The organism is Rhizobium acaciae (assembly GCF_025941625.1).
Taxonomy (GTDB): Bacteria; Pseudomonadota; Alphaproteobacteria; order Rhizobiales; family Rhizobiaceae; genus Rhizobium; species Rhizobium acaciae.
On record NZ_JAPCZO010000028.1, the window covers coordinates 69,728 to 83,869 of the forward strand.

Here is a 14,142-nt window from a genome sequence, read left to right on the forward strand (position 1 = left end):
GGACAAGCCCGGAGTTCCCGTGCGCCAGTGAAAGCGCTCTGGCCAAATCGATCCTGTTCTTGATCCGTGGAACGCGACTTATGCCAAGCCTGATTGATCCCGCCTCTCCAGGTTCTCAAAAGAATCTAAATCGATGGCGCAAACAGGAGGTTTGCGATGGGTACAGCGATTTCTTTGCGATCAAGCTTTGACTGCGCTTGTTGCCTTGGGCGCGGCAACGTGCGCAGCTGATTTTTCGGCCGTTCCTTGAACTGGCAATGCACCGTTACCTTGTAAGTTGCCGGTCGCAGATTGCAGCCAGGAGAGGAGGGCACAACATCATCATCACGTCCGCTTCCTGGCAATTTCCTCCGGCGCGTGCGCACCGGCGCTGGACGATAGTGGGGCTTTTTCGTCACGGAGATCTCCGTCGGCCGTTCTTATCCTTCGGGATGCCAAAGTGCCGAACGTGGTGCAACGTGGAGCCCTCAGGCCCGTCGCGGCGCTCAACCACCGGCGGCTGAACCGCCGCAGGAATGGTCTCGACCGGTGCATCGCCTGCGAGTGCGACAGCGAGCTGCGCCTGATCAAGCTCGCCTTCCCACTTCGCCACCACCAGCGTCGCAACTGCATTGCCGATAAAATTGGTAATTGAGCGGCATTCCGACATGAAACGGTCGATGCCGAGGATCAGTGCCATGCCGGCGACCGGAACGGACGGAACGACAGAGAGGGTGGCGGCAAGCGTGATGAATCCGGCGCCGGTGATGCCAGCCGCCCCCTTGGAGCTCAGCATGGCGACGAGCACGAGCAGGATCTGGTCGGCGAAGGACAGCGGTGTGTCGGTCGCCTGGGCGATGAACAGCGCCGCGAGCGTCATGTAGATGTTGGTGCCGTCGAGGTTGAAGGAATAGCCCGTCGGAATGACAAGGCCAACGACGGAGCGCTTGCAGCCCGCCTTCTCCATCTTGTTCATCAGGCCGGGGAGTGCGGCTTCCGACGACGAGGTCCCGAGGACGAGCAGCAGTTCCTCCTTGATATAGCGGATGAGCGAGAAGATCGAGAAGCCGTTGTAGCGGGCGACCGCGCCAAGCACGACGAAGATGAACAGGAACGAGGTCAGATAGAAGGTGCCGATCAGCATGGCGAGGTTGGCGATCGAAGCGAGGCCGTACTTGCCGATGGTGAAGGCCATGGCGCTGAAGGCGCCGATCGGCGCTGCCTTCATCAGGATCGCCACCAGCCGGAAAACCGGCAGCGTCAGCGCCTGCAGAAAATCGACGACCGGCTCCGCCTTCTTGCCGACCATCGCCAGCGAAATGCCGAAGAGCACCGAGATGAACAGCACCTGCAGAATGTCGCCATCGGCGAAGGGGCCGACGAGCGTCGTAGGGATGATATGCATGAGGAAGCCGGTGATCGACTGCTCATGCGCCTTTTCCGCATAGCTGGTGACCGCCTTGGCATCCAGCGAGGCCGGATCGATATGCATGCCGGAACCCGGCTGCACCACATTGGCGATCACGAGGCCGATAAGGAGCGCCAACGTCGAGAAGGTCAGGAAGTAGATCATCGCCTTGCCGGCGACGCGGCCGACCTTGGCGAGATCGGTCATCCCGGCAAAGCCGGTCGTGACCGTCAGGAAGATCACCGGTGCGATGATCATCTTGACGAGCTTGATGAAGGCGTCGCCGAGCGGCTTAAGCTCAGTGCCGATGTCGGGATAGAAATGCCCGAGCAGGATGCCCGCAGCAATCGCCGCCAGCACCTGGACATAAAGATGGCGATAAATGGGTGTCTTGCCGCGGACTTCCGCGGAATGTCCAATGATCATCACGAGATCCTCCACATGGGGTGCGCGCCCAGTCCGGCAATTGCCGGGCCTCCCGGGCCTGCTTTTCCGAAGATCGACAGCTGCTGCCGCCTTGTAGAGATATCGAGCAACAAACGCGCCAACTGCGCACGGCTCGGACAGGGATTGAAATTGCTGCGTTTTTGCTTAAGCGCCGAATTGCACGCAGCTGGATTGTCCGGAAAGCTACAAAACACGCGCTCCCTTGAACGAGTAGTTTTTCACTGTGGCTGGGCGAACTCGTGACACAGCCGCGCCTGCAATTTTCCAGCGCTGCAGGTGCGACAGCCAGAACTCCGACATCCATGTGCGCACCGGATCGTGCGACTGGTTGCTTGGCGGCGCTAGTCGGGTAAGCGGTCGAGATAAGGGTCGAATGCGGCAGCGACAGCGCGAAGGACAAAACGATGCTCCTGCCGTACGCGGACGAAACCATTGGCGATATCCACTACCCCGTCTTCGGCCAGCCTCGCCAAACGCCTAGCTGAATCGAAAATAGGGATTGGAGCAAATTCGTGAGCGGCGCAGATTGCCGGCACGTCGGCTTCCAAATTGCACATTAGCTGCTCGATAATTGCGGCTCGCACGCGATCTTCGCCGGTGAGACGATAACCCTGTGATGTCGCCAGGTGGCCAGCTGATATGTGCCGAGTATAGGAACTCTGTGCAAGTTCGTTCTGGACATAGCCTTCGCCCAGACGACTGATGGCCGATGCGCCGAAGCCGATCAGCATTTGGCATGTATCGGCCGAATATCCTAGGGAATTGCGCCGCAGACGACCGGCTTTCTGCGCCAGCGCGAGCTCGTCGTTTGGCAAGGCGAAATGGTCCAGCCCGATTTGGCGATAGCCGGCGGAGACCAGCGTATCGGCCACGGCTGCGGCCTGTTCAGCGCGGGCAGCCATGTCCGGCAGCGCCGCTTCCTCGATCAAGCGCTGATTTTTTCTATAAGATGGAACGTGCGCGTAGCCGAAAACGGCAAGCCGTTGGGGGCGTATCGCGACTGCTGTCTTGGCGCTCTGTACACAAGACTGCACTGTTTGATGCGGAAGACCATACATGAGATCGAAATTGATGCGGACTATTCCATGCCGACGCAGGTTTTCGGCGGCAGCCGCCACCTGCGTCTCAGTCTGGACCCGATTGATCGCTTGTTGGACAGTGGGATCGAAGCTCTGCACGCCAAGGCTCGCACGGTTTACCCCGGCGGCTTCAAATGCTTCGGCCATCTCCGATGTGAACGTGCGCGGGTCGATCTCGACAGCGACCGTAGTCGCTTTTTTGAACGCGAAGTAGCTGCGCAGGAGTTCCATTAGAGCCAGGAACTCCGCCGGCGGCATGATGGCTGGCGTTCCGCCGCCGAAATGTACGTCGCTCACGGGCAATCCCTGCGGCGCTTGCTCCGAAACCAACCGTATCTCCTCACGAAGCACTGCCAAATAGTTGAGGACCGATGCGTCTCGACGAGTGATGCTGACAGGAAAGCCGCAATACCAGCACATCGATCGGCAGAATGGAATGTGGAGATAGAGCGATACAGTATCATTAGTGGGCATGTCCCTCAGCCATTCCCCCGACGCGTTGGCGCCGACCGCCGGGGAAAACTGCGATACCGTTGGATAGATAGTGTACCAAGGCAGGTGGGCCTCGCAATACTTCGTCATGGTCGTCTGCGCCGCGATGCCCAAATGACTTTCGTCTCCATCGGCCAGATGGTGTGCCCGGATCTCACGCTCATGCCCCTCCCGATCGCTTGCGATCCCGCGCTTGCACGCAGGGGTGCTTTTTTCGCCGTCAGCCATCATGGACCCGTCATCTCAATGCCAGTCGACAGTTCCCGCCGCCTTTCGATAAGCAGGTTCAAGACTCATGCCAGTGTCGCTGATGGTATCGAAAATAAGGATCGCTAGCGTTCTCGATCTATTTGCCTGGGATTGAAATACATGTCTTGTCAAACAAACTCCTGTCGCGCATCCGACAATTGCGACAAAGTTGGTCCGCAACTGCATCAACTCACGACGATCACCCATTCGACGAAGGGCGACAATAAACGTGCTGTTCGCAGGAGCCCCCGCTGGAACGGCAATCGCGTCCCGGCCGTTCGGGTCGGTCTTTGCCAATTACCCGGAGTTTGAGGCGAGCGCTGACGCAAGACGGTGCACCGACGCGTGTGATACGGGCACGCTTGTTGAAATGCTCTGGCATTGGCACTCAGATCCTCGGTCGCATAGCAGCGGCATCCCTTGGGCAACATTGCACTTGATACCTGTGGTGTGGTTCGCTGGTTACCGCGACGGGCGGCATTTTCGCTGAGTGCTTGGTTCAGCCTGATCACACTTTTGCATAGTTCTATACCGCATATTTTGTTGACGAACGATCAGAAGGCAGCGACCCTTCGCGCCCGCTCATGATGAGTTGCAACAGAGGGGTACTTGTGAGCTTTTCCTTCAGCCTTTTGATTATGACGTGACCAAATTCGGACCCCGGTGTTCGGGTTGCGCTGCAGTTCAGCCATCGACAGGCGGGGAAACGGTGATCCGCCCGACAGAGCTACGAAGGGTGTTCTGGGAATTGATCGGTTCTCTTCGTCCACCAGTCCTCTATGCTTCACGCTCAGAGCGCTCCTGGCCCTTGTGCGATGGCACTGTCGTTCAAAAGCGCGCGTCGGCTTGGCCGGCATCGTGAAGGATACGTGAGAGATGGGCTCCTTTACACATGTTCATGGCCGCGTCAGACCTGTGCCGCCTCGAATAGAGTCCGACAAAGACGTCTTGGCGGCCGCTGCCGAGATTGTCGCGCTCGGCGCCGATGCCCCCATTGGTCTTTCCGCTGAAGCGTTGGAGCAGTCCGGGCTACTTGCCATTCCCATTCCAAACGATTTCGACGGCGCTGACGTTTGTAACCGGTTGATTGCACGTGTAGTGTCACAGATTGCTGAGGTGCAGTCCGCTACTGCCCTTGCGCTCGCCAGTCATTTCCGCGCTCTTGAGTTGGTCCGTAACGCCGGAAGCGAAGAGCAGCGACGGAGCATCTATCTGCGTGTAATATCGGGTGAAAAGCTGTCGACGGTTGCGGTCGGAGTTCACAACGTCAGTCAGCGCTACGTCGTCGACGGTATCGGCTTCAAAGTTGGCGGAGCAATCGAGGTGGTTGGTCTCGGGGAGCCAGCTTGGTTTGCGTTGCTTGCCTTGAGCGAAGCCGAAGTCTTGAGTTTATTGCTCGTGCAGCGCGACAGCTGCGAAATCCATCTCGTCCATAGCGGTGAGCCCGCACTATACAGCCTCGAGGGGGTTCATGTGCCGGCCGACTCGGTGCTCGCCCTCAACAGTAATGCACTGCAGCTTTCGCAGTCGCTAGGCAGCATTCTTCATGCTTCGGCTATTCTCGGCGAGAAACGCCGGAGGCTTGCTGCCGAATTGCGGCACGGCGACAGTCCCTTGACCGGGCGGTTGCGGGATGAGCGGATCGGACGATTTCAGTTCGACATTGAGATCCTAGCCGCACTGATTGATCAGGCAGCTACCGCGCTTGACCTCGCGCAGGTCAATGCGACTCCGACCGACGTGTCGGATGCAAGCAGAATTGCCACGGCGCTTGAAATCGCTGCGCTGCCCGATGGTGCGCGGGAGACGACTCGTTTGCTGGCACAACTGGGGCAGATCCTCACCAATTAAGCTGGACTGACGTCAGATGGTCGGCCTCACCCCTGCGACACGCGTACCGGCATCCACGTCGGGATCGGCCGCGCATCATTGCAGGGCCGTCCTGGAAGATCATGTCCATCGGTCATCGGCAATGGGCTCATGGGTGCTGATCAATGAGGGTCGGTATTAGCTTTCCTCCGAAGCGAAGCAGCTTTTGAAATCCATGCAATCTCGGCAGGTGGGCGCGGTACAAAGCGAAAAGCCTTCGGCCTCGCAGAGCTTCCGGTAAAAGTACTTCTTCCATCTCATCTTATTGGTGTTGCCAGCTGCCAGTGTGGGAAAATGGGTCGCAAGCAAGTGGCTGAGCTCGGATCGGTTATAAAGGCCAAGGTCCTGCCAGAGATGCTCATGGCGCAAAGCTCGCCGGGCAACGATCTTGGCGAAGCGGGCGCTCGCGGGGTCGCCCGGTCGGGCATACGAAAGCAACATACCTCGCAGAAGTTCTTCCTCTACGCCAGCCTCGACATCGCTTACCTCTTCCAAGGAGAAGGCGTCGACGAGGCCGGGGGGAAAACGGCGAGTCAGGATTTCCTGCAACTCGGCTCGCGAAAGGCCGGTCGCCTCCGTCGCCGTCGCCTGGCCAACGTCGATCTCCTCGAGCGCACGCGAAAGGACACAGGCAATTACATACTCGTCGAAATCCATCTCCGCGTCCATCCGCAGCAATTGCCTGGCTCTGGCTGGTCGAGAGTGCCGTCTCCCGTCGAGTTGATACGAAATTCGCATTCCGTGGGAGGGCCGTGTTCCCCACTGAATGCGGATTTGACGTCGATCTAGCATGTGCTTTCTTCCTACCGTTACGGCGCTCAGAGTCATACCGATAGGCAGCTCCTGCGTCTCATGAGGTGGGCGGCGCAAGAGTCGTGCCAGTAGCCCTCCGATGTTAATTCAAAGGTTTAGACAGGGTGTAGAGGGACACCCGCTTAACGCAAGGTGTTGTGGAAACGACAAATACGACAGCGCTGCATGTCGTCAAACGCAAGTGACAGGACCAGCGCTATATCGACATTGACACAGCCGAGAAAGTGGCCACGAGGAATGCCTGTAAACATCCGCTAAAAAGCAGCTTTCGTGGACCGGCGGCGCCTCGGCGGAATCCGATGTTCGGAGTGTTCACAAGCTTGAAAATACTTGGCCTATCCATGATGTGGATTTAGTTCATTGAAATAATGGATTTTACCAATGTGATGGGATGTTGCATTACAACGGCAACTCGAAGAACCGGAGAGTGCAATCTGTGCCGGGCCCAATAGATCCATGTCCCTTCGGAACGGTCCGTGGAGACTTAACCGAGGTGACCACCGAGTGCTCACCCTCAACTGGAGGCAGCCGAGATGCGAAGCAAGATCGATGTAGGCGACTCGGTCAAAAAGGTCGCGCCAAGCCGACACTACGATCTAGGCGCCCTGAAGTTGATGGCCGGCATCGTAGGGCATAGCTTTAGTGCGCCACTCGCGGAGCGGGCTGGGTTTGCCGCACCTTACGGACAGGCCGAGGCGCGCGCCCCCCGTCTCTCCGACTCCGGCATGGTGTTGCAGGTCACAGGCTGCAGCGGTATCACGATGTGGCGAAAAAGACAGACGCAAGGGCTCATCACCTTCCGGTGCTTCTCCAATTTGACTGATGAGCATCACATTAAGATTGGCTACAGCACGGTCGAGCGCGTTCCGATTGCCTTGATACGCACGTCCAAATTCTTTCGCCGGCCAGGACGGCGGCTGCGAGGATTGCACCATCATTCTCTCGCTGACGCGACGCTGCAAGGGCAGATGGCGTCGAACCGCTCGACTAACGTTTCTGATGTGCCCACTCCCATCGTCAAGGAATCACTGAACAGCCGGATCGAACACCTTCTGTCCTCGATCTAAATAGCGAAGGCGGTACTCAAGGTCGTGGTGTGAGAACACCGCTTCCAAAGGAGAAGCCCATGGATTACCTAGATTTCAGCGGTGAGATCGCCGCTGACAGCTGCGAAGCACGGCAACATCGAGAACCGAACCTGGCATCGATGGATCTGAACCTGTTGGTGGCGCTCGATGCATTGATGGAGCACCGTAACGTCACGCGTGCAGCCCAGAACATCGGTCAGAGCCAACCGGCGACGAGCCGGGCGTTGTCAAAGCTGCGCGCAGTGTTCAATGATGATCTCTTGGTTCGCTCCTCGACCGGTCTGGTCCCCACTCCGCGGGGCGAGCGCTTCGCCCGTATGCTGCGACCGGTGTTGCATGAGATCCGTGAAATCGTGGCAAGTCAAAGCTCGGCCCAAAAGGAATGGCCTTCGAAGGCGGTATTAGCGATGCCTGATCACCAAGCGCTAGTCCTGCTGCCGCGCCTCCTGCCCCAGTTGCGCGAGCGCGCCCCTCAACTCGATATCGTCACCGATCCGTTTCTCGCTGGCGCGTTGCGCCGACTCGAACGGGGCGAAATAGATCTTGCGGTCGGGCAGATTGGCACGTCTCCCCCCGGTTATCTGCGCCGCAGCCTTTACACAGACCGTTTCGTCTGCCTGCTGCGTTACGACCACCCGGCCTTGGCGCAGGAATGGACACTCGAAAGCTGCGCGGCATTGCGCCATGCCGCCATCGCGTCGAACCGCGAGGACGGCTTCGGGCAAATCTACGATCAACTGGACGCCTTGGATATGCCGAACCGCGATCCGTTGCTGGTTTCCAGCGTGCTGACAGCCGCGGTGGTGATCGCGGCGACCGACCTGGTGCTGATTCTGCCGCACCGCATCGCGACACGGATCGCCGCCATTCTATCGCTCGCGATTGTTGATCCGCCCATGGAGCTGAAGCCCTACGAGGTCGCGCTGATTTGGCACGAGCGTTGCCATCGCGACCCCGATCATGCCTGGCTGCGCCGTGAAATCGCCGTGGCGGCGAAAACACAACCCGCACAAGAATAATCGCGGAGGTAACTCACCGATAGTCGAAACAGCGCCAGCATTCGAGGCAAGAAGGAGCAGCAAGCCTGAGTTTGCTGCGGCGTGGCCAGCCGAACAGAAAGGCCTTGTTTCCGCGGCCCCTGTATCCTGCTCGCGCAAGAGCATCGGTCAAAGTGTTCCTCAAATTGAGCGGCTGGATCAATGCTCCACGTCAAAGGGATATGCGTGCACGGATGGTTTCAGAATGAATTCTGACATTTCCACAGGGACAGCCGGACCACAGGGACAGCCGGTATGAATTTTGCCTGGTGAAGAGTCCTCGGCGGTCACTAACACAGGCGCCCTCATGATCATGAAAAAGGAGTGATGCGAAGTGGCGAAAGCAAATCGGCCCCAAACGGGCGCGCACAATTCTCACGAGATTACACCCCCGCAATTGGCACGCACGGAAGCGTCACCGCACACGAGCTTGGATGCCTGGATCAAAGAGGGAGAGGGGGAGGGAGAGCACTGGGGTCGAAAAGAGGCCGTGAAACGAATAAACGCCTGGGTGGAGAATGGCGATGTCAATGCGGTGCTGAATCTGTCATCGCTCCATTTGACCAGCCTGCCAGATACGCTCCCGGCCGGACTTCGATGGCTCAACGCCGAGCGGAACCAGCTGATCCGCCTGCCCAGAACACTTCCGACCGCACTTAAGACAATCGAGGCGAGCTATAACCAGCTAATCTGCTTGCCCTATAAACTTCCCGCGGGGCTCCAAACGCTCAAAGTCGATCTCAATCAGCTGACCACCTTAGACTTCAATCTCCCGGCGAGTCTCCAGACTCTTCAAGCCAGCTACAACCGGTTAGTCAGCTTGCCCGGAACCCTGCCGGCTGGACTCGAGACCCTCGGCCTCGCGTACAACCAGCTAAGCAGTCTGCCCGACAAGCTTCCTCTCAGGCTCCAAACGCTCAATGTGGTCGGCAATCAGTTGACCAAGCTGCCTGCTAGACTTCCTCCCGAAATCCAACAATTCATCGCCAGATACAACCGGCTGACCAAGCTGCCCGACAGCCTTCCCCCAGGGCTCGAAGTGCTCATCGTCGACGGCAATCAGCTGACGTGCCTGCCCACGACGCTACCGGCCCGGCTAAAAACACTCGAGGCGAACTATAACCAGCTGACCAGCCTGCCGGACAACCTTCCCCAGGGGATCCAGACCCTCATCGCGAGCAGCAACAGCTTCACCAGGCTGCCCAGAACCCTCCCGCGCGCGCTCGAGGTGCTGGATGTGAGCGGCAACCAGCTGACCAGCTTGCCCGACCTACTACCGGACGGGCTCAAGACACTCAGCGTTGGCAGCAACCAGCTTGCCCAGTTACCCGCCAACCTCCCGGCCGGGCTCAGGACGCTCGTTGCCGAGGAAAACCGTCTGACCTGTTTACCCGATCAACTTCCCGCCGGGCTCAAGACGCTCATCGCTAGGCACAACCAGGTGACTAGGCTACCCGAGAATCTGCTGACGCAGCTGGGGGAGTGCACGGTTTTTCTTGAGGGCAACCCGCTCTCTGAGCAGGAGGAGACGAACCTGGCCGAAGCGATCAGCGTTCCTAGCTACTCCGGTCCGACGGTATTCGTCTCCTGCCGCCGGACTTCAGAAAGATGGTAAAACGCTAATTTCCCTGCAGATTGACGCCGGCGATTCGACGGAACGTGTTTGAATGGGGGTAGTGTGGGGCTTGATCAGGCCGCTGCGGCTTTGGAACATGAATAGCAGCAGGTCAGAGTTGTCGGCGTCGTCGGCGCGCTGAGGCAATTCGGTGAAGACATGGCGCAAAAGTGGCCAAGGGTTCGACGCCGCAGGCTCTGCAGGCAACATGAGGCTGTAGACGACGGCGCTGGCTTCGCTCCATCGACGGTATCCCTGACACAGGATTTTCGGCCAGTGGCAAAAATTCTGATATCGCGTTCGAGTTATTCGTCACTTGCAAGGAATGTCTCATGGATGATTTGGATGAACCGCGAAATAAAGCGTGTGAGTGCCCGGCGCCATCGCGTGGCTCAGGAGCAACTCCCTTTGTTTTCCATTGGTGTAGGCGTTCTGCGGCTGATGACGTTTATCGTGACGTTCGGTCGGAATACGGACAGTGAAACCCTCGAGCGATCCGTGACGATCACTGTCTGGGCGCCGGTTGTCACCTTACTTGCGCATGGGCACGAGCAAGGCACAGGTCTAGAAGATTTAAATGCAGTCCACGTGAGGAGCAGCAATTAATGACGTGCATTGTCGGTTTAATCCACAACGGTTCAGTTCAGATCGGGGGCGATAGCGCTGGTGTGGTCGACCTTTCCCTTACCGTCCGCGCTGATCGCACGGTCTTCAGAAGGCACGAATTCATCTTCGGCTTTACGAATTCGTTCACAATGGGCCAGATGTTGGCACACTCCTTCAACCCGCCAAAGAGGCGTCCTGAATTCGATGCCTATGCTTTCATGGCAACGGAGTTCGTCGACGCGCTCCGCTGCTGCTTGAAAGATGGTGGCTATGCCAAGCGGCACAACGACACTGAACGCGGCGGCACTTTTCTCGTTGGCTACGCCGGACGGCTCTTCAAAATCGACGAGGACTATCATGTTGGCGAGCCCCTGGACGGTTTTGACGCCTGTGGATGCGGGCACCAAATAGCGCTGGGCGCGCTCTTCGCATCCTCGAACTCTCCGCCTCAGGAAAGATTGGAGAAAGCTCTCAATGCTGCGGGGCGTTTTTCTGTCGGCGTACGCGGACCGTTTCATTTCGAGACGCTGGACTCGGCCGAATGAAGGCGGTCGATGTGCGGCCGCTGTTGCGCCAGTTATTTCCGAAAGGCCCACAAACTCTGCGCTCCCTGCCGGCTGGTCTATCGGCCGCGGATAGAGCACAGATATCTCCGGCTGACGGGCTCTTCGCCAGCGTCTTTGCAGTAGATCTCGGGGGGCAACGAGTGCCCGAAAGGCGAACCGCTCAATGGAGTGCCTTGCACAGGCTTTCTCCGTGAGGAAACACGAGGACTGCATCTTCCAAGCCGCACCTAGCCTTGTTGGATGTCCGACGATGTCAGACACACGACATCGCAATTTAGAGTCATCATATTGTTGGAAACCAATCTTTCTCCTGGCACGGTTGATGCTCAGTCAGCCTCGAGACAAACGCCATTGAGGTTAGACCGACTCATGATCACGCTCACCGAGAACACCGTTGCCGTTATGAAAGCTGTGCTTTTCAGGGCCAACGAGCCGATGGAAGGCTTTCGCATCATGGTCCAAGCAGGCGGCTGCGCCGGATTTAAATACCTGATTGGTCTGGAAAGCTTCTCGCGCGAGGGCGATGCGATCATCGAGGCAGACGGGGTAAAGGTGTTCGTGGACGTAGACTCACAACCCCATGTCCACGGCATGACCGTTGACTTCATCACAGGGTCCGAGTTCGCCGGTTTCATTTTCGACAATCCTAACGCGCGGGAGAAATGCGCCTGCGGCAAATCTTTCAGCTGACAACCTGATACAGTGAGAAGGCTCATGTGGGACTATTGGCCAAGGATACAGGATTACTTCCTGAACTCGATGAATGCCGGCGTTCTGGAGGCACTCAATCCCATTACTCAGATCGGCGCTACCTTCTGTAGAAAGGCGCTTGCAGCAATGACTAGAGCCAATGCGGTAGCGCAAGTGCTCACCGCGGCGGGCTTCCAGAATTGGCGCAGCAGTTATCCATTCGCCTCCTCTTCGGTGATGACCAAATTCGTCAACGGAAAAATCGTCGACGATCGAGTCCGGATTGCCCATCTGGCGAGGGCGGCCCATCGAAGCAGTCTGTCGCCGGAAAAGACGCATTGTTGTTCGGCGACGAATTATACAGCAACCGCAAGTTCACGCAGCGGGAATCGCCTCTTTGACCACGAGGAAGACGCCCGTCTCCACAAAAGCTTCAATGTCAATGGGGTGACCGGAGGGACTGCCGTATCACCAGACTCAACACCGAGCAGTTCACCTATGAGACGAAGCGTCCTGGCGGCTAGGTCACATGCTCCGACGCGATGGAAGGTCCTCGCAGGCGACATGCAACGATGGTCACCGAAGGACTCACTATGCGTGAAAAGGCCCGCGCAGCTGGCGGAAAAGACGACCGCGCCCAAACGGCGTGGTCGATTGTGGAGGCGAGAAATCGCTTCCGCCGCCATACGGGGGGCGTCGCAACTTGAAACAGCCGAGTTCGCACAATGAGATCTGTTTATCTCGACAATAACGCAACTACGCGGGTCGATTATGAAGTCGTTCAAGCGATGCTTCCGTTCTTTACGGATCAATTTGGAAATCCTTCGTCGAAGCACGCATTTGGCTCCTCTGTCAGTGCCGCGGTGAGAAAGGCGCGCCGGCAGGTACACACGCTGATCGGCGCGCGGTGCGATTATGAAATCGCGTTCACCTCGGGCGGGACGGAAAGTGACAATGCGGCAATGCTTTCGGCACTCGAAGTGATGTCTGATCGTACAGAGGTTGTGATTTCCTCCGTCGAGCATCCGGCAGTGCTAGCGCTCTGCACCCATCTCGAGAGAACGCGCGGCGTCAAAGTGCACAAGATTCCGGTGGATCACCATGGCCGTCTCAATCTCGACGCCTACAGGGCCGCCCTCACAACGCGTGTGGCAATCGTTTCTATCATGTGGGCGAATAATGAGACCGGGACGATATTTCCCGTGGTCGAACTCGCTGAATTGGCCAAGGGAGTCGGGGCCCTTTTCCACACAGATGCAACCCAAGCGGTCGGTAAGATTCCAGTCAATCTCAAATCGACTGCAATCGACATGCTCTCGCTCTCCGGCCACAAGCTGCATGGCCCGAAGGGGATTGGCGCGCTCTATGTGAAACGCGGGGTACGTTTCCACTCGCTTATAAAGGGTGGCCGCCAAGAACGTGGCCGGCGCGCCGGCACAGAGAATACCCCCGGCATAATCGGGCTCGGCAAAGCCGCCGAACTTGCCCGGAAGTTCATGGAAGACGTGAACACAAGGGTGAAGCTACTACGAGACCGCCTGGAGCATGGCATACTCCAGCGTGTACCAAACGCGTTCGTTATCGGCAATTCGCTGGAGCGACTGCCTAACACTACGAACATAGCCTTCGAGAATGTGGAAGGCGATGGCCTAGTGCATTTTCTCGACCGCTATGGCATCGCCTGCTCCTCCGGTTCCGCCTGCGCCTCCGGCTTGTTGGAGCCGAGCCACGTCTTGAAAGCGATGAAGATCCCTCATGCTGCGGCAAACGGGGCAACCCGCTTCTCCTTTTCGCGTGAGAACCGCGATGAGGACGTCGACCGCGTACTCGAGGTAATCTCCGAAACTGTCCAGAAGCTGCGCGACGTAGGCCGTTATGGATCGTGGCTCGGAGACATTCAAGCCTATATGCCGTGAAGGGAAGAGGCAGCCTCCATCCATGTGTCAAATCTTGCCCAACGAAATGACCCCGCATGACGGTAATGCCCGCGCTCTCTTCGGCGCGGCGGGCTCCGCGGCAAAGATCTTCGATACTGTCTCTATAAGAGTTGACTGCCGGCCCGTCGCAAGAGCAGTGGACATCAAAGACGTCGCGTCCCCGCGGGTGAGCATCTCAACGGTGTGGCTGAAATCTCGATCGTCAGCCATGCCGCGACTTCCGACACGATCGCCTCGCCGGCTGCCGCCAACTCAATCTTCCTCTTT

General features: G+C 58.0%; 12 protein-coding genes and 1 pseudogene. 8 read left to right on the top strand and 5 right to left on the bottom strand.

The genetic code is table 11. The features are described from left to right. Positions 1 to 125: 125 nt before the first annotated feature. The 3 genes from OLZ32_RS32850 to hemN all read right to left on the bottom strand — a co-directional run bounded on the left by OLZ32_RS32850 (position 126) and on the right by hemN (position 3,495). Positions 126 to 398: a hypothetical protein gene (locus tag OLZ32_RS32850; protein WP_264424487.1), complete on the bottom strand. Its 273-nt coding sequence runs from the start codon at positions 396 to 398 to the stop codon at positions 126 to 128. After that, positions 395 to 1,813 carry a dicarboxylate/amino acid:cation symporter gene (locus OLZ32_RS32855; protein WP_264424488.1) on the bottom strand — a complete coding sequence of 473 codons (1,419 nt, stop codon included), beginning with the start codon at positions 1,811 to 1,813 and terminating at the stop codon, positions 395 to 397. Before OLZ32_RS32855 ends, OLZ32_RS32850 begins: the two co-directional genes overlap by 4 nt. 362 nt (positions 1,814 to 2,175) lie before the next feature. Next, entirely contained in the window at positions 2,176 to 3,495 is a 1,320-nt protein-coding gene (hemN, locus tag OLZ32_RS32860) for an oxygen-independent coproporphyrinogen III oxidase (protein ID WP_264424532.1), read from the bottom strand. Positions 3,496 to 4,530: 1,035 nt separating this feature from the next. Here hemN and OLZ32_RS32865 point away from each other — a divergent pair. Continuing rightward, positions 4,531 to 5,505, top strand: coding sequence for an acyl-CoA dehydrogenase family protein (locus OLZ32_RS32865; protein WP_264424489.1), 975 nt, complete (start codon positions 4,531 to 4,533; stop codon positions 5,503 to 5,505). Between the two features lie 156 nt (positions 5,506 to 5,661). Here OLZ32_RS32865 and OLZ32_RS32870 read toward each other — a convergent pair whose 3' ends face one another. Beyond that, positions 5,662 to 6,315: a nitrogen fixation protein NifQ gene (locus OLZ32_RS32870; protein ID WP_406649198.1), complete on the bottom strand. Its 654-nt coding sequence runs from the start codon at positions 6,313 to 6,315 to the stop codon at positions 5,662 to 5,664. A gap of 554 nt (positions 6,316 to 6,869) precedes the next feature. On the opposite strand from OLZ32_RS32870, the gene OLZ32_RS32875 reads away from it, so the two are divergent. The 3 genes from OLZ32_RS32875 to OLZ32_RS32885 all read left to right on the top strand — a co-directional run bounded on the left by OLZ32_RS32875 (position 6,870) and on the right by OLZ32_RS32885 (position 10,076). Further along, entirely contained in the window at positions 6,870 to 7,403 is a 534-nt protein-coding gene (locus tag OLZ32_RS32875) for a hypothetical protein (protein ID WP_264424490.1), read from the top strand. A gap of 59 nt (positions 7,404 to 7,462) precedes the next feature. Then, positions 7,463 to 8,443 carry a LysR family transcriptional regulator gene (locus tag OLZ32_RS32880; protein WP_264424491.1) on the top strand — a complete coding sequence of 327 codons (981 nt, stop codon included), beginning with the start codon at positions 7,463 to 7,465 and terminating at the stop codon, positions 8,441 to 8,443. A gap of 448 nt (positions 8,444 to 8,891) precedes the next feature. Continuing rightward, positions 8,892 to 10,076, top strand: a complete 1,185-nt coding sequence (locus tag OLZ32_RS32885; protein WP_264424492.1) for a leucine-rich repeat domain-containing protein — start codon at positions 8,892 to 8,894, stop codon at positions 10,074 to 10,076. A gap of 74 nt (positions 10,077 to 10,150) precedes the next feature. Here OLZ32_RS32885 and OLZ32_RS32890 read toward each other — a convergent pair. Continuing rightward, positions 10,151 to 10,381: pseudogene (locus OLZ32_RS32890) on the bottom strand (IS66 family transposase); the annotation flags it as partial. A gap of 300 nt (positions 10,382 to 10,681) precedes the next feature. On the opposite strand from OLZ32_RS32890, the gene OLZ32_RS32895 reads away from it, so the two are divergent. From OLZ32_RS32895 to nifS, 4 genes are all read left to right on the top strand, one after another. After that, the gene (locus OLZ32_RS32895) at positions 10,682 to 11,227 is read left to right on the top strand and encodes a hypothetical protein (protein WP_264396734.1); all 546 of its coding nucleotides are present in this window, start codon (positions 10,682 to 10,684) and stop codon (positions 11,225 to 11,227) included. A gap of 390 nt (positions 11,228 to 11,617) precedes the next feature. Beyond that, entirely contained in the window at positions 11,618 to 11,938 is a 321-nt protein-coding gene (locus OLZ32_RS32900) for an iron-sulfur cluster assembly accessory protein (RefSeq protein WP_264424493.1), read from the top strand. 24 nt (positions 11,939 to 11,962) lie between these two features. Beyond that, on the top strand, positions 11,963 to 12,667 hold the full coding sequence (locus tag OLZ32_RS32905) for an iron-sulfur cluster assembly scaffold protein (protein ID WP_264424494.1): 705 nt from the start codon (positions 11,963 to 11,965) through the stop codon (positions 12,665 to 12,667). Next, the gene (nifS, locus tag OLZ32_RS32910) at positions 12,664 to 13,854 is read left to right on the top strand and encodes a cysteine desulfurase NifS (protein WP_264424495.1); all 1,191 of its coding nucleotides are present in this window, start codon (positions 12,664 to 12,666) and stop codon (positions 13,852 to 13,854) included. The genes OLZ32_RS32905 and nifS overlap by 4 nt, the downstream gene beginning before the upstream one ends. The last annotated feature ends 288 nt before the right edge of the window (positions 13,855 to 14,142 follow it).